Source organism: Oricola sp. (genome assembly GCF_965230365.1).
Taxonomy (GTDB): domain Bacteria; phylum Pseudomonadota; class Alphaproteobacteria; order Rhizobiales; family Rhizobiaceae; genus Oricola.
Genome location: NZ_OZ246003.1, coordinates 2,875,614 through 2,897,362 on the forward strand (window position 1 = coordinate 2,875,614; position 21,749 = coordinate 2,897,362).

Consider the following 21,749-nt stretch of genomic DNA (forward strand, 5'->3'; position numbering starts at 1 on the left):
CTATTGCGCCCGCCCCGCCCTCAGGCGAAGGACCAGCCATTGTCGACCGGAATGGCCGCCCCGTTGATACCCCGGCTCGCCGGACCGCACAGGAACAGCGCCAGTGCGGTAACCGTTTCAATCGGGATGAATTGTCCACCGGGCTGCCGCGTCGAAAGAAACATCCGCTCGGCCTCCTTGCGGTCGATGTTCTTTTCGGCGGCAAGCGCAGCGATCCGGTTCAGGGCGGAATCGGTCGCCATCAAGCCCGGACAGATTGCGTTGCACGTGATCGCGGTTTCGGCCAGTTCCAGCGCGACCGTCCGCGTCAGCCCTATGATCGCGTGCTTTGTCGTCACGTAATCGGCGCGCCCGGCAAGCGCGATCAGGCTGTAGACCGAAGCCATGTTGACGATACGCCCCCAGCCCCTCGCCTTCATCTCCGGCAAGCAAGCCTTGATCAGGCGGAACGGCGCGGAAAGATTGACTTCGAGCGCGCGGTCCCAGTCGCTGTCCGGCAGGCTCGGAACATCCGCCATCTTTCGAACCACGGCATTGTTGATCAGGACATCAATGCCGCCGAGCACGTCCGACGCCGTCTCCTTCAAAGCGACAGCAGCACCGTCTTGCGCCAAATCGGCGATCAACCAACCGACCGGGTCGCCGGCCTCGCCCGACAGCTGCTCGGCAGCCGAAGCGACCTGTTCGTCAATGTCCGTCATAAAGACGCGGTCTCCGACCTGCGAGAATTCCCGCGCCAGGGCCAATCCCAATCCTGTCGCCGCGCCCGTGACGAGGACACCGCGCCGACGCTCGCCGCTCATGCGCAGATTTCCTCCCAGGTGAGCGACGGCGCGACATCGAGGCGTGCGACGATGCCCTCCAGTTCGGGCGACGGCGCTGGATAGGCCCGCATGACCATCGGGTCATGACCGGGTATGATGTGATCGCGCGACGGCGACAATTCGAACAGTCTTTCAAAACCGCGCCTGATCGCTGCTTCGTCCCACAGAATCGGGAACGGATCGCGCCGTTCCAGGTTGGCGTAGAGATGGGTTGCGTCGGAAGCGACAAGCACCCAGCCCCGCCTGGTGAACACCTTCACGACTTGCAGGCCGGCGCTGTGACCGGGCACCTCATAGAGCCTGAGACCCGGCGCCAGTTCGTAATCGCCCTCATGAAAGACGATCCGACCCGCATAGAGGCTTCGAACATAGTCGACGATGTTTTCCACATCGAACGGCCCACGCGCGCCCGGCTCGCACATGCACGGACCCGTGGCATAGGCGGCTTCGCCGACCTGCAGGTGAAACCGCGCGGCGGGAAAATCGCCAAGGCTGCCAGCATGGTCGTAATGCAGGTGTGTCAGGATCACCTCGGTCACCGCCTCTGCGTCGATCCCGACAAGCGCGAGCGCGTCCTTGGGAACCCGTAAAAGGGTCCGCCCTCTGCGTGCCGCCGAATCGGTGCCGAACCCGGTATCGATCACGAAGACTTCCGAACCACGGCGTGCCAACCAGATGAAGTAATCGAGGTTTGCGCTGGTCTCGTGCGGGTCGGCTGCGTTCAGAAAATTCTCGCCAGCCAGTCGTCCGCCGTTTTCCGCGTATCGCAGGGCGAAAAGCTCGAAAGGTTCCGGTGCGGGCTCGCCGATATCCGCCATGTCTCCGCCCCCTGCCCTTGCGTTGCCACGCATTCAGCTTCATGCTTTCGGTATGACCGTATTCTTGTCATACAATCTGTTGACAGGTCAAGCTCACCCTGTCTAACCTTGGCTCAATTGTGAACGGCGATCATCGGGATCGCCCGGATAGCCAAATGCTCAGCGGAGAGAGACATGAACCGTCCCGAATTCCAAGGTGAACAATTTGAGAAGGGGCTGCAAGTTCGCCGCGAAGTGCTGGGCAATGAATATGTCGAACCTTCCCTCGCCAACGCAGACAATCTAACCGCCCCACTGCAGAAACTCGTCACCGAATGGTGCTGGGGCGAAGTTTGGACGCGCCCGGGCCTGGAGCGCAAGACCCGCTCGCTTCTCAATCTCGCGATGCTGACCGCCCTGAACCGTCCCCATGAGGTGAAGATCCACGCGCGCGGCGCGCTGAACAACGGCGTCACCGAAGAAGAGATGGTCGAGGTAGTGCTGCAAGCCGCGATCTACTGCGGCGTTCCGGCCGCCCTCGACGCGATGCGCTGCGTGACCGAAGTCGTGCGCCAGATGAAGGAAGAGCAAGCCGTCGAAACGGCCGAAAGCTGAAACGGTCCCCGCCATACACCTCGTCCAGGGGCGCGGCCTGAACTATCGAACAGGAGAGCAGAAGTGACACAGGCAAAACCGGAAACGATCGACAACAAGCCACACAGGCTGAAGACCGGTGTGGAATACAAGGAGTCACTGAAGGACAACCGCCAGATCTGGGTCGGCGGAAACAAGCTGGGCTCGGTCTACGATGAACCTGCTCTTGCCAAGGGCATCGATACGCTCGCCGAAATGTTCGACGACCAGTTCACGCCCGAGCATCAGGAAGCGACAACCTATTACGACGAAAAAGCGGGTGCCGTGCTTAGCCGGTCATGGCAGATCCCGCGCACCAAGGAAGATCTCGCCGATCGTCGCAAGATGATCGAGTACACGTCGCTGAAAACCGCCGGCACCTTCGGACGTCCGCCGGATCTCGCGCCAGCTATCGTTGTCGGTCTTTATGCCTATCTGCCGACCTTCAAGCAGAAGAAATCGATGATCGACGGGGTCGACCCAGACTTCGCCGAAAACATCGAGCGCTACATGGAATTCGGTCAGAACAACAACCTGACCGCATCGGAAAGCCTTGCCGGGCCGCAGGCCGACCGCTCCTCTCCCAAGGCTTCGGAAGCCTCCCTCCTGAAGGTTCGCAAGGCGACCAAGGACGGTGTCTACATCTACGGCGCCAAGACGGTCGGCTCGATCGCGGCGCAGGCCAATGACATCTTCTTCACCAATCTCGGCGGCCTGCAGGAAACGCCGCCGGAAGCCTGCATCTGGGGTTCGATCCCGATCGACACCGACGGCATCAAGATGATCTCGCGCGAGATGGTGTCGGAGCCGAAAGCCTCCAAGTTCGACCACCCGGTATCGAGCATCGGCGAAGAGGCCGACCAGTTCATTATCTTCGATGACGTGTTCGTACCGAAAGAACGCCTGTTCAACCTCGGCGACCCGACCGCGATGAGTTACTACGGACCGGTCTGCGTGTTTGCCCACTGGCACGTTCTAACGCGCCTCGCTGTCAAAGCCGAGCTTTTTGTCGGCGCCGGCCAGATGGTCCTCGACTATCTCGGCACCGGACGCATCCCGGCGGTGCAACTGATGCTTGGCCAGTTGATCGAATACGCGCAGACCCTGCGCGCCTTCGTGACTGCCGCTGAAGCAATGGCGGTCGAGACCGAGGGTGGCGTGATGCGCCCGGATGTCGGCATGCTGACCGCTGGACGTCTGTATTCGATCGAGAACTACCCCAAGATCATCCACATCCTGCAGGAGATGTGTGGCCAAGGCCTGGTGATGCGCTTCGGCAAGGACTCCTTCGATAACCCAGACATCGGTCGCTACCTGCATGAACTGCTGCCGGGCCATGGCGTTTCCGCGATGGTCAAGGAGCAACTGATGAACTTCATCTGGGACATGACTTCAGGCTCTCTCGCCGGTCGCGTTGCGCTCTTCGAAAACGTCAACGCCACACCGGCTCCGGCCCTGCGCGCCCGGCTCTACAATGAAGTTAAACGCGACGGTTTCGTGGGCGAAGTTAAGAAGATCGCGGGCATCGAGTGAACCAACTACCCGCCGGCGCAAACCGCCGGCGGGTTTCTTCCCAGATACCGGTGCAAAGATGAGCCAACGGGCGCTAATCGATAGATTCTACGCGGCATACGCGGTGCGCGACGCGGCTGCAGCCTCCCGATTGTACCACCCCGACGGATGGCACGAGGAAGTCGCCATGGCAAAAAGCCGTGAAGGGCGTGACGCGCTTGCAAAAGGGCTGGATGGCTTCTTCCGGATGTTGCCGGACGTCGCCTGGGAGCGGCGCGGCTATATCCGCGCGGGCGATCAGATCGCCGTGCCTTATCACATGACCGGCACCTTCATCGCCGCGGATGGCACGCCGCGCCCGATCGCGCTTGACGGCTTGCACCTGTTTGAAATCCGCGACGGACTTCTGGCGTCTACCAAAGACATGTGGGATCTCGACCTCTTCAAGGCACAGATGGGTTGAGCCGATGGACGAACTTTCAAAACTCGATGGAATAGCGACAGCGCAGCTGATTGCGCGGGGCGGGATTTCCGCCTCCGAGGTGCTCGAATACACCATTGCCCGAGTTGAGCGGCTGAATTCCTCGATCCATGCCGTCGTCCACGCCCACTTCGACCTGGCGCGCGAACAAGTTGCACGAGGCCTGCCCGCCGGTCCGCTTTCCGGGGTTCCGACGCTGATCAAGAACACTGGCATTGAAGTCGTAGGAATGGCGCTTTCCTCGGGTTCCGAACTCCTGCGCCACGCCGTCAGCAAGCGCGACGCGACGATCACCACGCGCTACAAGCAGGGCGGACTGGTGATCCTCGGAAAGTCCAACACCCCCGAATTCGCCTTGAGTTTCACCGCCGAACCGGATGCGTTCGATCCGACCCGCAATCCCTGGGATCTGGCGCGGACTGCCGGTGGCTCCTCCGGTGGCTCGGCGGCTGCCGTGGCCGCAGGAATGGTGCCGCTAACGAACTCGTCCGACGGTGCCGGCTCAACCCGGCTGCCGGCAAGCCATTGCGGCCTGTTCGGATTGAAACCATCGAGACTCGTAAACCCGCTTGGCCCCGCGGCGGCCGAAGCGATCGGCGGCATGTCCACTCCGCATGCGATCTCGTGGTCGGTGCGCGACAATGCCGCGATGCTCGACATCTCTGCGGGCGCAGACCAAGGCGATCCGTGGGCATCGCCGGCGACACCGGGCGAATACTTGCAAGCATTGGACCAGCCGCCCCCGCGCCTGAAGATCGCCATGATACTCAAGGCCCCGGATGGCAGTCCGGTCGCGCCCGAAGTCGCCGATGCGATCCGCGACACCGCCCGCCTTCTCGAAAGCCTCGGGCACCGCATCGAAGAAGTCGAGGATGCGGGATACGACGCGCTCAAGCTGAAAGCCGCCTGGCGCGTCGTTGTCGGCGTCAGTGTCGCGGCAGGCGTGACTGGCGGCGACCCAGCCTCCGCCAATATTGCGAAGCTGGAACCGGTCAATCAGGAATGGGTGCGCGAAGCACTTGCCGTGCCCGGAACGGGCTATCTTGCCGCCATCGAGCAACTGCACGCGACCGCGCGCGATCTTGGCAGGTTCTTCACCAACTACGATGCCATGCTGACACCAGCGGCAGCAGAGCCCGCACCATTGCTCGGCAAGCTTGCCGGACGCGGCAAGAGCATCGACGAGTTCTATGACCTGTTCTGGTCGCACTCGCCATTCACTGCGGTCTTCAATTCGTCCGGCTGCCCGGCAATGTCAGTGCCGTTGGGCATGACCGAAGGCGGTTTGCCCGTCGGTTCGCATATCGGCGCGGGGTTCGGTCAAGACAAGTTGCTGTTGCAGCTTGCGCGCCAACTTGAAGTCGCCGCACCCTGGAGCCAGCGCCGGCCTGCGATGGCGGACTAAGCGCAATGGAAGACCGCGGCATCCTCGATCAGTCAGCCCGTGAAATCGCCACGCGCGTCTCTGCCGGAAGCCTGAGCGCAAGAGCAGTAACCGAGGCTTACCTGGAACGCATCGGCGAGGTCGATGGGCAGGTGATGGCCTGGCAGCACATCGATCCCGATCAGGCGCGCAAGACCGCCGACGAGCTGGACCGGAAGGGCGCGAAAGGGCCGCTGGCCGGTGTTCCGGTCGGCGTCAAGGATGTGATCGAAACCAGCGACATGCCGACAGGGTACGGCACTACCATCTATGACGGCCACCAACCCCTGTGGGACGCGCCAGCCGTGCAACTGACCAGGGACGCCGGAGGGTTGATCCTCGGCAAGACCGTGTCGACGGAACTTGCGATGCTGAGCCCGAACAAGACGCGTAATCCGCACAATCCGCTGCACACGCCCGGCGGCTCCTCGTCCGGCTCGTGCGCTGCCGTGGCGGCCGGAATGGTGCCGCTAGCCTTCGGTACGCAGACCTCGGGCTCAGTCATCCGGCCCGCCAGCTACTGCGGCGTGACCGGCTTCAAACCGACCTTCGGAGTGATCAATACGGTCGGCGTCAAGGTTCTCTGCCACAGCCTGGACACACTGGGCATACTCGCGCGCGGCATCGAGGATGCCGCCTACTGCGCGGCGACCCTGTCGGGCCAGACCGATCTGACCGGCCTGGCCCCTCCCTCCCGCCCGAAGCTTGCCGTACTGACCGGCACCAGGCTCGAACACGCGCAACCCGAGGCAATCGAAGCGGTCGAGAGGCTCGCTCGAACAGCGGAAACCGCCGGCGCGGAGATCACGTGGCTGGCTCCGCCGGCTTGGTATGACGGCGTCTTCGATCTGCATGAAGCCGTAATGGGCTGGGAAGCGACGCACTCCCTCGCCTACGAGATCCGCAACGAATGGGACAGGTTGACCCCGGTCACACGGACGATGTTGACCGACCTTGGCCGCGTCACGGGAGATCGCTACCGGACCGCCGTAGAGGAACTGCCTGGCATCCGCCACCTCATGGATGCACTGCTTGGCCGCTTTGACGCAGTGCTTACGCTTGCCGCGCCCGGCGAAGCACCGCAGGGCACAGCGACAGGCGATCCCATCTTCAACCGGTTGTGGAGCGTACTTCAGGTCCCGCTGGTCAATCTGCCCGGCGCAACCGGCCCGAACGGCCTGCCGGTCGGTGTCCAGCTCGTCGGCGCTCGCGGCGCGGATCATCGGCTAGCCTCCGCGGCGCTGTTCCTTGAAGCCATGCAAGCCGGAGCCAAGCCATGAATACGCCGCCGAAAAACGCCTTGGCGGACGACTTTCGGGCCGCCATGAGCAAGCTCGCAGCCACGGTGAATGTCATTACTGCCGGCGACGGCGAAGAGCGCCGGGGCCTGACCGCAACGGCCGTATGCTCAATGTCGGTCACGCCGCCGTCGATGCTGGTGTGCGTGAACCGGTTCGGCGAAGCCCATAAGGCGATCACGTCCGCCGGCGCCTTCTGCGTCAACATTCTGGCGGACGACCAAGGTGAAACCGCCATGCGGTTTGCCGGCCAGACCGGCGACGCCGGCGCATGCAAATTCAAGCCACATGGATGGACAAAGCTGGCGACCGGTGCGCCCGCGCTCGATGGCGCGCTGGTCAATGTCGATTGCGAGATCGCCTCGATATCCGACACTGAAAGCCACTCAATCATCATCGGCAATGTGCAGGCGATCCGTTTCGGCTCCGCCGCGTCGCCGCTTCTTCACTTCGAGCGCAATTTCTACTCCCTTGCCAGTCAGAGCGCGCTTTGATGGCGAGGACTAAACGGAAGGACGATTTCATGGCCATCAGCGACGCCGATTTCCTCAAGGGATGGAGGCAGGTTCTCGAGATGTGCAACCTGAAAGCCGGCGAACAGGTAACGATCCTCACCAGCGACGACTCCAATCCCCAGATCGCCAACATCGCCAAGCTCGCGGCATCGGATCTCGGCGCGGTGGTCAGCGAACTGAACCTGGCGCCGGTGAACGGCGAGAAGGCGCTTTCTCCGGACAAATCCGGCTATGTCGGCAAGACGCCGCTTGAGGGCAACGCAGCTGCCTTGGCATGCCTCAAGGCCTCGGACATGGTGATCGACACGCTCCAGCTCTTGTTCTCCAAGGAACAGGAAGATGTCCTGAAGGGCGGTACCAGAATGCTTCTGGCGGTTGAGCCACCGGAAATCATGATGCGGATGATGCCACGTCCGGAAGACAAGCAGCGCGTGCTTGCGGCGGCCGAAAAGATCGGCGCAGCCAAAAAAATGCACGTCACCTCCGCGGCCGGCACCGACTTCACATGCGAGTTCGGCCAGTACCCGGTGCTGACGCAATACGGCCTCGCCGACGAGCCCGGCCGCTGGGATCACTGGCCCTCCACGTTTTCGGCTCGCTGGCCCAATGAAGGCAGTTCGCAAGGCACCATTGTCATCGATGAGGGCGATATCCTGCTGCCGTTCAAGCATTACGCCCGTGAACCGGTGACCGTGACAATCGAGAAGGGAATGATTGTCGACATTGCCGGACGTACGGAAGCCGAGTTCATGCGCAAGTTCATGGAAAGCTTCAATGATCCGCGCGCCTATGCGATGGCGCATGTCGGCTGGGGTCTCGAAAACCGCGCGCACTGGACGGTGCTGGGCCTCTACGACCCGCAGTCGCAACTCGGCATGGATGCACGCAGCTTCGCCGGCAACTTTCTCTGGTCATCGGGTCCGAACACCGAGGCCGGCGGCAACCGCGACACACCCTGCCATCTCGATATTCCGTTGCGCAACTGTTCGGTCAGCCTTGACGGCGAGCCGATGACAATCGACGGCAAGGTCATCCCCGCCGATCAGGTGTAGTCGATGAGCCACTTCGCTTTGGCGATCATCGGCGGCGGTTCGGCCGGCTCTCTGCTCGCGGCCCGCCTCTCCGAGGACGAGTCGCGTCCGGTGGTTCTGATTGAGGCCGGCGGCGAGCCCACCGATCCCGACATCTGGAAGCCGCAGATGTGGCCGGCGATCCAGCATCGCAGTTATGACTGGGACTACGCCACGACGCCGCAACCCGGAATCGCCGGACGGTCGATCTCCTGGGCGCGCGGAAAGGCGCTCGGCGGCTCGAGCCTGTTGCACGCGCTTGGACACTTTCGAGGCTGTCCCGAAGATTTCGAAACATGGCGCGAAGCGGCCGGCGACGACCGTTGGTCGTGGGACGGGCTGCTGCCCGCCTTCCTGGCCATCGAGGACCACAGCCTTGGCGGGGACGGCGTTCACGGCAAGGGCGGGCCAATGCCGGTCTGGCTGCCGGATACCGAGGTCAGCCCGCTCGCCCGCGCCTATATCGAGGCGGGCGCGGCACTGGGCTTACCGCGCCTGAATGGCCACAACACGGGCCGCATGATCGGTGTCACGCCCAATTCGCTTATGATCCGCCACAGCCGCCGGGTGACCACGGCGGACGCATGGCTGACATCGCAGGTGCGCGAACGCGCCAATCTGACCATACTCACGGGAACCCGGGTCGCCCGGATGGACTTGGCAAGCTCCGCGGTCACCGCGATCGTGCTCGCCGACGGGAGGCGCATCACCGCAGACGAGATCGTGCTTTCTGCTGGTGCGTTGGAAAGCCCGGCGCTGTTGATGCGCTCGGGTATCGGCCCCGAGGATGTGCTCGCCGCCGCTGGCGTGCCTTGCAGGATCGCGAGCCCCGATGTGGGTCGCAACCTGATGGACCACCTCCTTGGCGCAGGCAATCTCTACGCGGCCAGGCAAACGGTTCCACCGTCGAAACTGCAACACTCCGAAAGCATGACCTATATGCGCGCCGGCGACTTCACCGCGGTCGGAAAGCCCGAAATCGTGGTGGGATGCGGCGTCGCGCCGATTGTCTCGGAGTGTTTCGACGCGCCCGCTCCCGGTTCCGCATACTCGTTCCTCTTCGGTGTTACGCATCCGACCAGCCGGGGCGAAATCAGGATTACGGGCCCCGAACCCGATGACCAGCTCAGCATCGAGCCGCGTTACCTTTCGACTGAAAACGACCGCAGGCTGTTCCGAGCTGCCCTCGCCGCCGCGCGTGAGATTGGACACAGGCCGGAGCTGGACGATTGGCGCGAACGCGAAATCCTGCCAGGCTCGAAATTGAGCGACAGCGAGCAGGACGAGTTTATCGCCAGGGCCGCGATCACCCATCACCACCCATCCGGTACTTGCCGCATGGGACGTGACGACAACGCGGTCGTCGATGCCGATCTGCGGCTACGCGGTCTCGACAATCTATCTGTGGTGGACAGTTCGGTCCTGCCGAGTCTGACCGCCGGGCCAATCCACGCGGCGGTGCTCGCGATTGCCGAGACCTTTGCGCGGTCAAAGGTCGAGGGTGCCTGACGCGACTTGCCAGCGGGAACGGAACGGTATCGTCAGAGCAGACGGCCTAGCCCCAGATAGACACTGTAGTCGCGAATACCGATGGTCTCGTTCGACATCCGTTTCTTCTGGGGGGTCGTTCCGCGCATGAGATCGACCCTGTCTATCCCGTCATCGAAGGCCTGCCGGAACACCTGCATCGTCAGCAGCCATCCAGGTGAGTAGTCGTTCCATTGCTGGTCCTGGGAAATCAGGATGGGAAAATCCACACCGTTCAGCCGGTAGTTCAAGGTTTCGGCAAGCGTCCGGTTGCCGCAGCGGAGTGTGACAATCCATGCTGCCCGCGCCGTGGCGCAGCTCTTGGCGGTGCGCGTGAGGTAGTCCGGCGTCGACGGATCGAAAATCCAACCCGTTCTGCCGTGACGCTCTTCCACCCAAATGCGCTTCTTGTCGATCAAACGCCGCGTTTCGCGCTCAACCCTGCTCCGATCATCGATTACCTCGAAGGCTACGGGACCGAACTTTTCGAGTTCGCGAAGGTGCCGGCGATAATAGTACCGGGAGTTTGATGACATTGCGGCGAAGAATGCCTCCCAGCCATCACAAGCCGACAGCTTGAAGGAGAAGGTCGGAACCGGCGTCGTAGACTTCGCCCCCAATTCACTCACCAAATGCGCAAGACTGGACCCGTCCAGTACCCTTTCGGCCGTCAGCCGCCGGACGAACGGCAACGATCTGAAGTGTCGTTTTATCAGCTTGGTCAGCGTGCCGCGCGGCTGATCGGGGTCCAGTAGCAATTCCGAATATACGGGAACGATACTGTTCAACCATTCCAACCGCGAAAAACCGGTGCGGTCTCGCCGCAACACCATCGGCGCGACCGCAACGGCCCGTCCATCTCTGCGGATTACCACGACATGCAGGCTGGTTCGCGGAATCTTGCCGATGATCCGCCAGTTCGCATGCAAGAAGCAATGGCGACTGAACGCGGCAGCGTGACCGCAACGCATGGTCAGGCCATCAAGCTCGCCGGCAAGTTCCATGAAACGTGGTTCCGCGTCGACCACCTCGGTCGAGAAGGCGGCGCGCGCTGGGTTCGCAGCTGATTCAGATGGTTTGGGAGATATCTCGATCATACGGAACTGGTTGCAGTGCACATAATCTGGAACGACATGCCCAAGAAGTCGGAACATGAAAACCAGAAAATCACCGCCATGTCTTGCCGCAGAACGCAGAGGAATGTACGTGGCTGGTAATTTATTAGTATCCCCGAGCAGAAAAAGTGAACTACGGCAGAACCTTGCAGCAAATCGCATCCTTGGGGAAAGAGGGATATCTCCGCACACGCACACGGGGATTTCGACGACGTTTGAGCCTTTTGCGGTTGCGGTTGCGGGCTCGCCCCAACCGTCTGGCGAGCAGGGCAAAGTTCATAGCGGTAACTGGCAGTTCGGGAAAGAGCACCGCGACGGCGCTGCTCGCACGTGCCCTAGAGGCACATGGCACCGTGCGAGTGCAGGTTGGTTTCAATACGGAAAAGTCGATTTCGGCGGCAATCATTAATTCCAGTCCGGAAGACGATTATTTCGTCACCGAAGCGGCAATCGGCAAGAAGGGCGACATGGACGGGATGGCGAAGGTCATCCGTCCCGATGTCGCGATCGTCACGCTGATCGCCCTGGAGCACTTCTCGGCATTCAAGACCAGGGAGGCGATTGCGGAAGAAAAGGGAAAGCTGGTCCAGGCGCTTTCGGCGAACGGGATCGCCTTTCTCAACGCCGATGATGATCTGGTCATGGCTATGGCCGCGCGCACCGAGGCCAGGATCGTCACGTTCGGACGAGAACGCGAGGCCGACTACCGCGTCGTCTCGGTAGAGTCCCGTTTTCCAGACCCGCTGAAAATCACGATTGCCTGGGGCGACAATGTCGCGGATATCGCCCTGCCGCTGGTTGGTGAGCACTTTTGGGTGTCGGTCGCAGCGGCCTTCGCCGCCGCTGCCGAGTTGGGTGGCGAGCCAGAGACGATTGCCCGGCAGCTTTCCGGGATCGCGCCGTTGTCGCAGCGCTGCGAACCGGTCCGAACGAGCGGCGGGCCCATTTTCCTTGTCGATACGGTCAAGGCGCCCTGGCACAGCCTGCCGCTCGTTCTGCAAACAATGAAATCGGTCTCCGCGCCCAGAAAGCGCATTGTTCTCGGGCAGCTCTCGGACATGACCAACGCCCGCGCGAAATATCGCGACGCCTACCGCGCGGCCCGCGAAGTGTGCGATCAAGTGATTTTCGTCGGCGAACACTCGCATCGCTCGAAGGCGAGCGAGGAAGATCGGGCTTCGCATCGTTTCGTCGAGAAGACCCGTGTCGAGGATGCATGCGCCTATATCAAGGAGACCGCAATCGAAGGCGAGGTCATCCTGCTCAAGAGTTCCCCGCGACTGCATCTCGACCGGATTGCCCTTGCTTGGGAAACAGAGGTGCGATGCTGGTCTGACGATTGTGGCCTCATGACCGATTGCATTTCGTGCGGGCTATTTGACCGACCGTTCAGCGAACACCAAGGCATTCCCCCTCGCAGCAAGTTCAAGGCAGCCGCAGCGCCGGTACAAGAATAATGCATTCGACCGTGCGCACTGCAGACGGCGGTTCGGTAACGCATCGCCACCGAAAAATGCCCCCGCTGACCCTGTCGTTCGATCCGCGTTGCGATGATCCGTCCAGAGCGGAGATCCTGTTTCGGTTGGGGCAGAAAACAGAAAGACGCGCCTTCCTTCAGTCGAACGGCCCCGGCCTGCGCCGAAGCGGAAACGCCCTTTTGTGCCTCGGGCTGGCGCCCGCCATGGAACTGGGCACGGACCTGATTATCGAGGGAGCCGTAAGCCGCGAATTGCGTGACAATGCAGACCGGATCCAGGACCTCTTGTGCGACTGGTACAGCGATTTTCATCGAATCGCGATTCACGCCGATCGCGCCGAAGACCAGCCCACCGGTTCGCAGTCCACCGGCCTGTTTTACTCCGGAGGCATCGACTCTTCATTCTCGCTGCATGAGCTTCAAAACGAGATCGCATCGATCATCACCGTCATCGGTGCGGATATCGATCTGTCCGAGCAGGACCGCGCCGCAGCCCTACGTCAGGCCGCATCGAGTGTTTCGGCGCATTACGGGCTGCAACAGATCCTCATCACGACCGACATTCGAAAGGTCACTGACCGAATGGTCGGGTGGGTCGAATATCATGGCGCCTTTCTTGCCGCTGTCGGGCATCTTCTCGCCGATGAACTCGATACTGTGTTTATCGCATCGTCAGGCTCCGAGATGGCGATTGACATTCCCTGGGGCTCCAACCCGATTCTGGACCCACTTTATGGCACGCGCGGGATGAAGGTTGTTCATCACACGCTGGCCGACCGTTTTACGAAACTGAGAGACATTATCGACCAGCCAGCCCTGATGGAACAGTTGCGCGTTTGCCTGAAGGCGGATCCGAACTGCTGCAACTGCCGCAAGTGCCATTTCGTCATGCACAGCCTCGCCGTTCTTGATGCCTTCGACAAGGCGCCGACATTCATCCGCCGGCCTGTCGACGACATTCCGTTGGAAGTCATCGATGACGACAACGCACACTTGTTTGCGTTAAGGGACGAGGCGCGACAACACGATCCGAATAGTGCGACGGCGAGAAACGTGGATACGGCCTTGCGTCGGTTCGACCGCAACAACAAGCTCACTCAATGGCTGCCACTCGATGATTGGCGCCGCCGGTACAAGCGCTGGAAGCGCAAGATGCGCTACCGCCGTGCGGCAGGCAAGTAGCCCGCGATGCGCAGGATGACGTCTGATACGCAGTTCCTTGCGCCCCGAACGGAGTAAGGCGGACAGTCGTGATACCTGGGAAGACATGGCCGACGAATTGACGATCGAAGTGCTGCGCACGACAAAAGCCCTGAATCGGATCGAACCCGAATGGGATGCTCTCGCCCTTGCCTGCGGCGACAGGAGCGGTTTTTGCCGATACCCGTTTGTGTCGCAATCATGGGCCCGCCATCGGACAGACGCGCGAAATCGCCTGAGTATCCTGGCGATCCGGCGGCAAAGAACGCTGGTTGCGATTGTCCCGTTGATGAAGCGCAGCGATGGCTACGGCCCATCGACACTAAAGTGGCTAGACTCAAAGACGCCGCTTTACGACGACATGCTACTCGCGCCCGACGAAGACTTGGAAGCGGTCGCCCAACAGGTGGGCCGATATCTGAGAAACGCCTGGCTGGTCCGTAAGCTGAAAGCCGAATTCGTTCTCGCCGGCTCTAACGCCGACCGTCTGTTGTCGCGCTTGGGCGCGGATGCGCAGAGCAATTACAACGCCTACGCCGCGCGTGTCGAAGGCTACGCAAGCTGGGATGAATACCTGCTTAGCCGCAGCGCCCGAACACGTGCTGCTTATCGGCGCTTGCACCGGCGTCTGGCCGAACTTGGAGAAGTGCGGATAGACATCGTTTCCGATACATCCGAACTTGAGGCAGCGATCGCATGGATATTCGAGCGAAAACGCGCTTGGGTGCATGACCGCTACGGCCGCGAGAATTGGCTCAGTCCGGCCGAAACGGAGTCCTTTTTCAGAACGGTATCCGGTTCGTTGCGCGAGCGCGGCGATGCATTCGCGATATCGATGACCTGCGGCGGAGCCTGCATCGCTTCCATGTTGGCTTTCAGGAACGGCGCGACGCTCTATGTCTCGAAGATGGCCTTCGATCCGGCCTGGGGCAAGTTCTCGCCGGGATGGCTCTTGATCTTTGAGGCCATCAAGGTCGTGATCGCGCAGAAAATGAACAATCTCGATTTCATGATCGGTACAGAGCCCTGGAAAGACCGCTCAGCCGACCATTCGCGCGAAGTGCTGCAGTATCGTCTGAAATTGCCCGTCTTCGGCGCATTTGGCCGCTGATTCTGTCGACCGGACAATACCGGCTAAGATCGGCGGTCAGCTGTACAGTCGAACCGCATATCCCGCTGGCGTAACCGGCAAACCTATGTAAGTTCGGGGGTGGACGGGCCCAATGATCAGTATTCGGTGATACTCCGGCGCCAACTTGAAACCGGCAAAAACAACCGCACATGATTGACGACATCGACCATTACTCACCCTATGACCCGCAAATCCTGCTGGGCAGGTTTCATCGCCGTTGCAGGACATTCGACAACATCGTCGCGATAACCGGGAGCGCTGGCAAGACGTCCACGACACGGCTGATCGGCGCGGTTCTCAAGACCCAGGGGCCGACCCACGTCGGATCCGGGCTCAATATCTCCAAATTTATCATCAAGCGCTTTGCCCGCATGAATCCGCTTGTCCGCAACTGGGTACAGGAGGTCAGCGGACATGCTGCCGAACCGATGCGCGATGCGCTCGACTTTATCGCTCCGACCATCTCGGTCGTCACCAATGTCGGCTTCGACCACAACGACGGCATTCGCACGCGCGATGACATAGCCAGGTCGAAGGGGCAGATCGTCGAAGTGCTCCCGGAAGACGGAATCGCCATTCTCAATGCCGACGATGAACGCGTCCTTGCAATGCGCGAGCGTTGCCGCGGAAAGACAATTACATATGGCCGTTCCTCTGCGGCGGACGTGCGTTGCACGGGCTGGCAGGAAGGACTGCCCGACCGCTTGTCACTCACAGTCAGCGCGGGCGGCGCGAATATCGATGTTCACACCCGGATGATCGGCGAAAAATGGATCCCGAACATTCTGGCTGCCATGGCCTGCGCGCACGGTCTCGCGATCCCGCTTGAGCAGGCCGCTACGGCAATTGCCTCAGTCGAACCCGAGAACAACAAGGACAGTGTGCACGAGAAGGATGGCATCACATTTGTGCTCGATGCCTACAAGGGATCGTTTTGGACAGTCCCCGCCAGTTTGGACATCGTTGCCAAGGCCAAGGCCACCCGGAGAGTCGTCATTCTCGGCTCATTTACATACGTTCCCGACGATCTCGACGACATCCTCATTGAAGCAACCGACTTGGCAACGAAATCGGCTGATCAGGTCGTGTGGTACGGGCCGCACGGACAACACGTTGCCGAACTAGGGCCCAAATGCATGGACAAGGTTCCGGTTTTTTCGAAGATTACCGATCTTGTTCGCTTTCTTGACGAAACCCTGACCGCCGGCGATCTCGTCTACATCAAATCATCGAAGCGGGATCACCTCGATCGTGTTTGGCACAGGCTCAATGGCGGAATAAGCTGTTATCGCGACCAATGCGGCGTAACGCGCGAATGCCGGCGTTGTCGGCTGTTGAGGTAGTGTTTTGACGCTCAGGCTTCTTCGAACGCCAAGGGAAAGCCTACAAGTTGACGCATCACCGGGTGATTGACTTCTTCGCAGGGATTCTCAGATTTTTCAGGCGCGGCTGGAAGACACCGGCCGGCCATGCCAGGCGCCGGTGGGCAAACTTCGACAAGGTGATTGCAGTCACCGGCAGCGCGGGCAAGTCCTGCACAACCCGCCTGATCGGCCATTGTCTGCGCACGCAGGCGCGGGCCAACGTCGCCTTCGGCGCCAACGTTTTCTCGGCGATCGTTTCCGGCCTGGCGACCTCGCCCGTAAACGCCAAATTTTGGGTCCAGGAGGTGAGCGGTCAATCAGCAGCCGACTTGCGGCAGTCGGCCGATTTCCTCCGCCACAACGTCGCTGTGATCACCAGAATCGAATTTGACCACATCTCGGTACACAAGGACCTCGACACAACCGCCAAGTCGAAAGGGCAACTGGTCGAGGCTTTGGATGAGGACGGTTTGATGGTTCTGAACGCTGATGATGCGCGCGTTCTGGCCATGCGGGATTTGTCGAAGGCACGGGTTGTAACATTCGGCAGGTCTGAAGCCGCCGACATCCATGTCGTCGACTACACCGACGGATTGCCGGCCAGGCTTGCCATAACGGTCACCGACGGCGACCAGATCGCCACGATACAGACCAGATACGCCGGATCCCGATGGATACCGAACTATCTGGCGGCGGTGGCTTGCGGAACAGCGCTTGGGATTCCGCTTCACCAGTGCGCAATGGCCCTTAACGGCACGGGCGCGGAACTGTTCAAGGATTCCATTCACGAGTGGAATGAAATCACCTTCATGCTCGATACGTACAAGAGTCCGAACTGGACGATTCCCACGAGCCTGGAGATCGTTGCGGAGGCAAACTTCCAGCGGAAAATCATGATCTTCGGCACAATATCGGATTACCTCGGCTCGGCCGGGAAAAAATACATCAAGGCGGCACGGCAAGCCCTCGAAGTTGCCGATCTTGTGCTGTTCTACGGGGCAAACTCGGCACACGTCCGTAAACTGGTCCCGGCATTCGAAGGGCGTCTGCGGACATTCGAAACCTATGATGAAGTGCACCGCTATCTGCGACAGACGCTGGGCGCGGGCGATTTCGTGTATGCGAAAGCATCCGGTGCCGACCATCTCGAGAGGATACTGTTCAGCGCACAATTCGCGCGGATTTGCATCAGGGACCGATGCGGCAGGAAGAAAGCTTGTGCTGTATGCCGGCATCTCCCGGCGTCTCGACGACCACTAGCCGGTCGAATTTACCGATCCGCTATTCGACAGTCTTGAAACGAGCAGGCGCCAGGCAGGATGGTTCGACGCCCGTTGCGCAAGGTTTCGTCGGTACAGCCGAACGCGTGCGTCGAGAATGTCCATCTCAATAACGAAGCGGCCGACAACAGGTGGTTTCCCGGTCGGTGCGCCTAGGACCGACGCCAAGCCGGTCGTCAGAAATTGGCTCCTCTTGCCAGGCCGGTCCAGCCTGGTGAAAAACTCGTAGCCCGGCACACAGTCGAAATACTTCCGAACGGCGGCAAGCGGTGTTTTCTCACTTACCGCGAACTCGTAACTGTTTCTTCTTCGGTAACTTCCGCTGCCCGGCTCCTGGGGAACTGACTGCAGTCTGCCGTCCAGATAGTTTTGCAGTTCGTGCTGGACAAAGCCAGCGGCGACACGCGACTGTGCGATTTCCCAGGTCGTGAAGTGCCCGCTTTCCGTCCAAGGCAATCTGCGTTGCGCAATGATAGGCCCCTCATCGATGCCCGCCGATATCGCGTGCATTGTCATTCCGCCGAACTCGTCACCCCGCCCGTCGAAGACCATGCCCACTCTGGGCGTTGGACCCTTGTAGTGCGGTAGCAGTGCAGGATGAAAGTTGACCGCGCGGCGCCCGAACAGATCGATGACCTCTTGCGGAACGATCAGCCCGGTATACACGGATATCAGCGTATTTGCCCCGGTCGCAGCCACCCGGTCTGCAACATCCGGAACGTCACGCATCCTCCGGACTTTCGAGACCGGTATTTTCCGGCGACGAATGTGGTCCCCGATGGGCCGGATGCCATCTGCATAGGCGGCGATACGACCACTTGTCCGGGTACGCATTCCTTTGACGTCTTGCGTCCACACCCCGGCCACGTCGTGCCCCGCGCGCAGCCATGCGTGAAACACATGGTCGGCAGTCATGCAAGGCGACGTGAGAAAGAGCGCTTTATACTGAATAATGAAGTTCTCTCAAATTCTTGCAACTACGGTCTCGCACCTATAACGCTTAGGAAACAGCGTTGACATCCGCGAAATCTCACCGTTTCAACAGCGTTTTGGAACCTCTGGTATGAATGCACTACGTTCCATAATCGTCGATGCGGTGCAGCCACACACGCGCAAAGAACCCTATGCGCTGATCGACTATCCAAACTATCTGAATCCGGGCGACTGCGCGATCTGGCTCGGCACACGCAAACTCCTGGAAGAATTGTGCGGCGGCCCTCCCGCTTATGTCTCTTCACTGCGCAATTTCAGCAAGCGCGAATGCCTGCGCAGGGTGCCGAGCGGAACCATCTACTTTAAGGGCGGCGGAAATCTCGGAGCGATCTACAGCAAGCATGACAGAATGCGGCGCCGAATTTTGGAGTCGCTGCACGGCAGAAAGATCGTGATCCTTCCGCAAAGCATGGCAGACGTTCCGGATGGCACCAAGCAAGCCGCCACTGGAACCCTCGACTATCTCAGGCGCCATCCCGATATGCTTGTCTTTGCGCGCGATGAAGTGAGCAAATCCGCCATCGAAGATCGCATCGGCCGCGAAGTACCGCTTTGCCCGGATCTTTGTCACCTGCTGTCTTTCGAGCAAGCCGCTGGGGGCAGCGGAACTACGTTTCTCCTCAGGCGCGATCCTGAAGTAAAGCGCCACACTTCGGAACCGGAAGAACAGCTGCCGGCATCCTGGGACTGGGGTGACATTCCGTCCCTCAAGATCTGGAACAGGCTCGGCAGACTGCCGTCATCGATACCGAACGGTTTCGGACGACTGAAGGTGCAGGACGCCGTTGCAGCCGCAAAGGTGGAACATGCGATAAAAAGGCTCGCCAAGCACGAATTGGTCGTTACCGACCGGCTGCACGGTGTGCTGCTGTCATCGGCAATCGGCCTGCCGGTGATATCGCTCGACAACTCTACCGGAAAGATCGCCGGCTACTATAAGACTTGGGGAACCAGCCTGCCCCGTGTCTCTTTCTCGACTTCGATGCAGGATGCGCTGCAAAGCGCAAGGAAACGCTTTGACAACCAAGTTGTCTGTGCGAAGCGTTAGATTCCAACCTCTTCGAACCCTGCAAGATCTTCCCATTGTAAAAAAGCTTCGCGTCCGTCCGACTGTTCCGTATAGACACCTGCACAAGTGTCCGTACAGCGATTGGGAAGTAATAGAGGCTTGCAAACCCTATCCGATTTTTATGCTCCCGGGGTTTTCATTGCCGCGCGCATGTTTGCATCGGATCGCGACTGGATTCCGGGCGGAAATGCAGGTGCGGAAGCAGGAGCCGGAACCCTGCTGAGTTGCGCCGGGCAATTGCCGATGCTCGCACATCGATCCTTTCTATCCGAAGCCGGTTTGTCGGCGATGCGCGATGCCGGGGTCGCGATCGGTTCCAACATCGAGGAATATGGCGACGCACAGGATTACCTGGCGATAGTTCGACGGCGCGCCGATAACGGCGAAATCCCGGCTTACTACTATCCCTTGCCAATTGGCGTGCTTGACGATGTGCAATCGCTGGTCAATCCGGCACTCCTCAGGAAACTGAACAACAAGCATGCTTTCGCGGAGCATGTCGGTCCAGACTGTTGGCCTCCTCGCCAAATACTGGTTTCGCCAAGTTCGGAAGCGATCCTCAGCCTGTCGCTCCCGATCGTGCTCAAGGTCGCGACCGATGCACTGAACGCGGGAGGCGAAGGAGTTATGGTCTGCAGAAAGAAAACCCATCTCGAACGTGCGGCCAAGCGATTCGTCAATGTGCCGAAACTGATCGCCGAACAGTATGTCGATGCAGACGGAAACTGGGCGACCCAGTGTGCCGTCGCGCCTGACGGCACCGTGGAGTATCTGGGTGCGACCCAACAAGTGACCATGCGCAGCGGTGTATTCGCCGGCAACCTTTACGAATCCAAACGCAACGTACCCGATGGCGTCGCGGCGCTCGCGCGCGCCACCGCCGAAGTCGGCGCTGCACTCGGCTTCCGTGGCATCTGCGGCTTCGATATCTTGAACCGCGGTGGTCGGTCGTATCTGATCGATCCGAATTTCCGTCCGACCTGGAGTACCGCATTTGCCTTTCAGAGCCGGCAGCGGATGGATGAGCGCAAGGAGTACTGCGCGCGATGCGTCGTCACCCGCATGCCGGCCTCGCTCGACCGATTTCTCGCACGGTGCCGCAAAGGCCTTGATGCCGGCTGGTTGGTGCCCTTGACCACCTTCGACCCCGTACGCGGCGGCTTCGAGGGCGATAATTCATTGATAATATTCATGATTCTCGGACACGATCGCCGACAGGTGGAAGCGCGCGAGGGCAGGCTGCGGCGCATGGGTGCCGAGTTTACGGCTATGCGGGATGTTTCGGCGAAAACCACCGTGGGAAAAATCCTGCGCAAGGCCTCGCGCGACTTCTGGCGTATCCGTTAGTTCCTGCCGCATCATGCCGGGCGTTGCCCGACGCGCACCAGCAGTTTCTAGAGCGTTTCCGGGTTAGATAGAAGCAGCTTGATGAGAGATGGTTTTCGCAACCGGCCAGGAGAAGACCGCAGAGCGATGCCCCAAGCATCGGTCGAGGATTTCGACGAAGCCGGGGCGGAAAGCAGCCTCAAGCCGGAGGTCATTGCCTTGATCGTATCAAACAACCGCAAACCGCCTGAACTTGGTCTTTTGCACGGCTGACGGCGTCGCGAAAAGCTAACGGGTGTCGACCCGCGTCGCTTTCCGCTCCTTGTCACCGCACAAAATCCCGGCGTTCAAGCGATTCAATCTAACCGGGAAACGCTCTAGAACGCACGGAAGGTCATGGTCGTCAGTGACCGTGTGATGCCATCGATATCGAGGATCTTGTCGTTGATGTATTTGCCGACATCGGCCTCTTCCTCGACATAGATCTTCAAGAGCAGATCGTATTCGCCGCTGGTCGAGTAGATTTCCGAGGCAAACTCCCGCTCGTAGATCCGGTCTGCGACCTGATAGGTCGTGCCCGGTTTGCATCTCAGTTGTACGAACACGCATTTCATCGCGGCTATCCTTGTTACCCGGCGCTGAACACCGCGCCGCAAGACAATCGTCACACACTGGATACAGGTCGCGCCGCCGCATGCAACAGCCCGAGGTCA

Annotated in this window: 21 protein-coding genes; 16 read left to right on the forward strand and 5 right to left on the reverse strand. The window is 60.4% G+C overall.

Annotated elements, in window-relative coordinates; translation table 11 throughout:
- Positions 1-20 precede the first annotated feature (20 nt).
- Together ACO06R_RS13965 and ACO06R_RS13970 are read right to left on the reverse strand one after the other, a co-directional pair.
- Entirely contained in the window at positions 21-803 is a 783-nt protein-coding gene (locus ACO06R_RS13965) for an SDR family oxidoreductase (RefSeq protein WP_421851033.1), read from the reverse strand.
- Entirely contained in the window at positions 800-1,642 is an 843-nt protein-coding gene (locus ACO06R_RS13970; protein WP_421851035.1) for an N-acyl homoserine lactonase family protein, read from the reverse strand. The genes ACO06R_RS13965 and ACO06R_RS13970 overlap by 4 nt, the downstream gene beginning before the upstream one ends.
- A gap of 174 nt (positions 1,643-1,816) precedes the next feature.
- On the opposite strand from ACO06R_RS13970, the gene ACO06R_RS13975 reads away from it, so the two are divergent.
- The 8 genes from ACO06R_RS13975 to ACO06R_RS14010 all read left to right on the forward strand — a co-directional run bounded on the left by ACO06R_RS13975 (position 1,817) and on the right by ACO06R_RS14010 (position 10,062).
- Complete coding sequence (locus ACO06R_RS13975; RefSeq protein WP_421851038.1) at positions 1,817-2,236, forward strand: carboxymuconolactone decarboxylase family protein; 420 nt, start codon at positions 1,817-1,819, stop codon at positions 2,234-2,236.
- A 63-nt stretch (positions 2,237-2,299) separates the two neighbouring features.
- A complete protein-coding gene (locus ACO06R_RS13980; protein WP_421851041.1) occupies positions 2,300-3,787 on the forward strand; it encodes a 4-hydroxyphenylacetate 3-hydroxylase N-terminal domain-containing protein in 1,488 nt (495 codons plus the stop codon).
- 58 nt (positions 3,788-3,845) lie between these two features.
- On the forward strand, positions 3,846-4,229 hold the full coding sequence (locus tag ACO06R_RS13985) for a nuclear transport factor 2 family protein (RefSeq protein ID WP_421851044.1): 384 nt from the start codon (positions 3,846-3,848) through the stop codon (positions 4,227-4,229).
- Between the two features lie 4 nt (positions 4,230-4,233).
- Entirely contained in the window at positions 4,234-5,652 is a 1,419-nt protein-coding gene (locus ACO06R_RS13990; protein WP_421851047.1) for an amidase, read from the forward strand.
- Positions 5,653-5,657: 5 nt separating this feature from the next.
- Positions 5,658-6,950: an amidase gene (locus tag ACO06R_RS13995; protein WP_421851050.1), complete on the forward strand. Its 1,293-nt coding sequence runs from the start codon at positions 5,658-5,660 to the stop codon at positions 6,948-6,950.
- The gene (locus ACO06R_RS14000; protein ID WP_421851054.1) at positions 6,947-7,462 is read left to right on the forward strand and encodes a flavin reductase family protein; all 516 of its coding nucleotides are present in this window, start codon (positions 6,947-6,949) and stop codon (positions 7,460-7,462) included. Before ACO06R_RS13995 ends, ACO06R_RS14000 begins: the two co-directional genes overlap by 4 nt.
- A gap of 29 nt (positions 7,463-7,491) precedes the next feature.
- The gene (locus tag ACO06R_RS14005; RefSeq protein ID WP_421851057.1) at positions 7,492-8,535 is read left to right on the forward strand and encodes a 2,5-dihydroxypyridine 5,6-dioxygenase; all 1,044 of its coding nucleotides are present in this window, start codon (positions 7,492-7,494) and stop codon (positions 8,533-8,535) included.
- Between the two features lie 3 nt (positions 8,536-8,538).
- Entirely contained in the window at positions 8,539-10,062 is a 1,524-nt protein-coding gene (locus tag ACO06R_RS14010; protein WP_421851060.1) for a GMC family oxidoreductase, read from the forward strand.
- Positions 10,063-10,094: 32 nt separating this feature from the next.
- On the opposite strand, the gene ACO06R_RS14015 is transcribed toward ACO06R_RS14010, so the two are convergent.
- Positions 10,095-11,387 (reverse strand): GNAT family N-acetyltransferase, encoded by a 1,293-nt coding sequence (locus ACO06R_RS14015; protein ID WP_421851063.1) that lies wholly within the window; start codon positions 11,385-11,387, stop codon positions 10,095-10,097.
- On the opposite strand from ACO06R_RS14015, the gene ACO06R_RS14020 reads away from it, so the two are divergent.
- The 5 genes from ACO06R_RS14020 (at position 11,324) to ACO06R_RS14040 (ending at position 17,666) form a co-directional block, all read left to right on the forward strand.
- A complete protein-coding gene (locus tag ACO06R_RS14020; protein WP_421851067.1) occupies positions 11,324-12,652 on the forward strand; it encodes a Mur ligase family protein in 1,329 nt (442 codons plus the stop codon). The two genes, ACO06R_RS14015 and ACO06R_RS14020, sit on opposite strands and share 64 nt — an antisense overlap.
- Positions 12,653-12,708: 56 nt before the next feature.
- Positions 12,709-13,854, forward strand: a complete 1,146-nt coding sequence (locus ACO06R_RS14025) for a hypothetical protein (protein WP_421851070.1) — start codon at positions 12,709-12,711, stop codon at positions 13,852-13,854.
- An 85-nt stretch (positions 13,855-13,939) separates the two neighbouring features.
- A complete protein-coding gene (locus ACO06R_RS14030; protein ID WP_421851073.1) occupies positions 13,940-14,983 on the forward strand; it encodes a GNAT family N-acetyltransferase in 1,044 nt (347 codons plus the stop codon).
- Between the two features lie 170 nt (positions 14,984-15,153).
- Positions 15,154-16,347, forward strand: a complete 1,194-nt coding sequence (locus ACO06R_RS14035) for a Mur ligase family protein (RefSeq protein ID WP_421851076.1) — start codon at positions 15,154-15,156, stop codon at positions 16,345-16,347.
- 47 nt (positions 16,348-16,394) lie between these two features.
- Positions 16,395-17,666 (forward strand): Mur ligase family protein, encoded by a 1,272-nt coding sequence (locus ACO06R_RS14040; protein ID WP_421851079.1) that lies wholly within the window; start codon positions 16,395-16,397, stop codon positions 17,664-17,666.
- Here the strand turns inward: ACO06R_RS14040 and ACO06R_RS14045 are convergent.
- Positions 17,625-18,563 carry a formyltransferase family protein gene (locus ACO06R_RS14045; RefSeq protein WP_421851083.1) on the reverse strand — a complete coding sequence of 313 codons (939 nt, stop codon included), beginning with the start codon at positions 18,561-18,563 and terminating at the stop codon, positions 17,625-17,627. The genes ACO06R_RS14040 and ACO06R_RS14045 overlap by 42 nt on opposite strands.
- 148 nt (positions 18,564-18,711) lie before the next feature.
- On the opposite strand from ACO06R_RS14045, the gene ACO06R_RS14050 reads away from it, so the two are divergent.
- The 3 genes from ACO06R_RS14050 to ACO06R_RS14060 all read left to right on the forward strand — a co-directional run bounded on the left by ACO06R_RS14050 (position 18,712) and on the right by ACO06R_RS14060 (position 21,309).
- On the forward strand, positions 18,712-19,689 hold the full coding sequence (locus tag ACO06R_RS14050) for a polysaccharide pyruvyl transferase family protein (RefSeq protein ID WP_421851087.1): 978 nt from the start codon (positions 18,712-18,714) through the stop codon (positions 19,687-19,689).
- 87 nt (positions 19,690-19,776) lie between these two features.
- Positions 19,777-21,057 carry a hypothetical protein gene (locus ACO06R_RS14055; RefSeq protein WP_421851091.1) on the forward strand — a complete coding sequence of 427 codons (1,281 nt, stop codon included), beginning with the start codon at positions 19,777-19,779 and terminating at the stop codon, positions 21,055-21,057.
- Between the two features lie 126 nt (positions 21,058-21,183).
- Complete coding sequence (locus tag ACO06R_RS14060; protein ID WP_421851094.1) at positions 21,184-21,309, forward strand: hypothetical protein; 126 nt, start codon at positions 21,184-21,186, stop codon at positions 21,307-21,309.
- A 104-nt stretch (positions 21,310-21,413) separates the two neighbouring features.
- On the opposite strand, the gene ACO06R_RS14065 is transcribed toward ACO06R_RS14060, so the two are convergent.
- Positions 21,414-21,650 (reverse strand): Lrp/AsnC family transcriptional regulator, encoded by a 237-nt coding sequence (locus tag ACO06R_RS14065; RefSeq protein WP_421851096.1) that lies wholly within the window; start codon positions 21,648-21,650, stop codon positions 21,414-21,416.
- Between the last annotated feature and the right edge of the window lie 99 nt (positions 21,651-21,749).

Excerpts from the sequence above, each read along its gene's own strand:
- ACO06R_RS13965 (WP_421851033.1), bottom strand. The coding sequence starts at position 803 with ATGAGCGGCGAGCGTCGGCGCGGTGTCCTCGTCACGGGCGCGGCGACA.
- ACO06R_RS13970 (WP_421851035.1), bottom strand. The coding sequence starts at position 1,642 with ATGGCGGATATCGGCGAGCCCGCACCGGAACCTTTCGAGCTTTTCGCC.
- ACO06R_RS13975 (WP_421851038.1), top strand. The coding sequence starts at position 1,817 with ATGAACCGTCCCGAATTCCAAGGTGAACAATTTGAGAAGGGGCTGCAA.
- ACO06R_RS13985 (WP_421851044.1), top strand. The coding sequence starts at position 3,846 with ATGAGCCAACGGGCGCTAATCGATAGATTCTACGCGGCATACGCGGTG.
- ACO06R_RS13990 (WP_421851047.1), top strand. The coding sequence starts at position 4,234 with ATGGACGAACTTTCAAAACTCGATGGAATAGCGACAGCGCAGCTGATT.
- ACO06R_RS13995 (WP_421851050.1), top strand. The coding sequence starts at position 5,658 with ATGGAAGACCGCGGCATCCTCGATCAGTCAGCCCGTGAAATCGCCACG.
- ACO06R_RS14000 (WP_421851054.1), top strand. The coding sequence starts at position 6,947 with ATGAATACGCCGCCGAAAAACGCCTTGGCGGACGACTTTCGGGCCGCC.
- ACO06R_RS14005 (WP_421851057.1), top strand. The coding sequence starts at position 7,492 with ATGGCCATCAGCGACGCCGATTTCCTCAAGGGATGGAGGCAGGTTCTC.
- ACO06R_RS14010 (WP_421851060.1), top strand. The coding sequence starts at position 8,539 with ATGAGCCACTTCGCTTTGGCGATCATCGGCGGCGGTTCGGCCGGCTCT.
- ACO06R_RS14025 (WP_421851070.1), top strand. The coding sequence starts at position 12,709 with ATGCCCCCGCTGACCCTGTCGTTCGATCCGCGTTGCGATGATCCGTCC.
- ACO06R_RS14030 (WP_421851073.1), top strand. The coding sequence starts at position 13,940 with ATGGCCGACGAATTGACGATCGAAGTGCTGCGCACGACAAAAGCCCTG.
- ACO06R_RS14035 (WP_421851076.1), top strand. The coding sequence starts at position 15,154 with ATGATTGACGACATCGACCATTACTCACCCTATGACCCGCAAATCCTG.
- ACO06R_RS14045 (WP_421851083.1), bottom strand. The coding sequence starts at position 18,563 with ATGACTGCCGACCATGTGTTTCACGCATGGCTGCGCGCGGGGCACGAC.
- ACO06R_RS14050 (WP_421851087.1), top strand. The coding sequence starts at position 18,712 with ATGAATGCACTACGTTCCATAATCGTCGATGCGGTGCAGCCACACACG.
- ACO06R_RS14060 (WP_421851094.1), top strand. The coding sequence starts at position 21,184 with ATGCCCCAAGCATCGGTCGAGGATTTCGACGAAGCCGGGGCGGAAAGC.
- ACO06R_RS14065 (WP_421851096.1), bottom strand. The coding sequence starts at position 21,650 with ATGAAATGCGTGTTCGTACAACTGAGATGCAAACCGGGCACGACCTAT.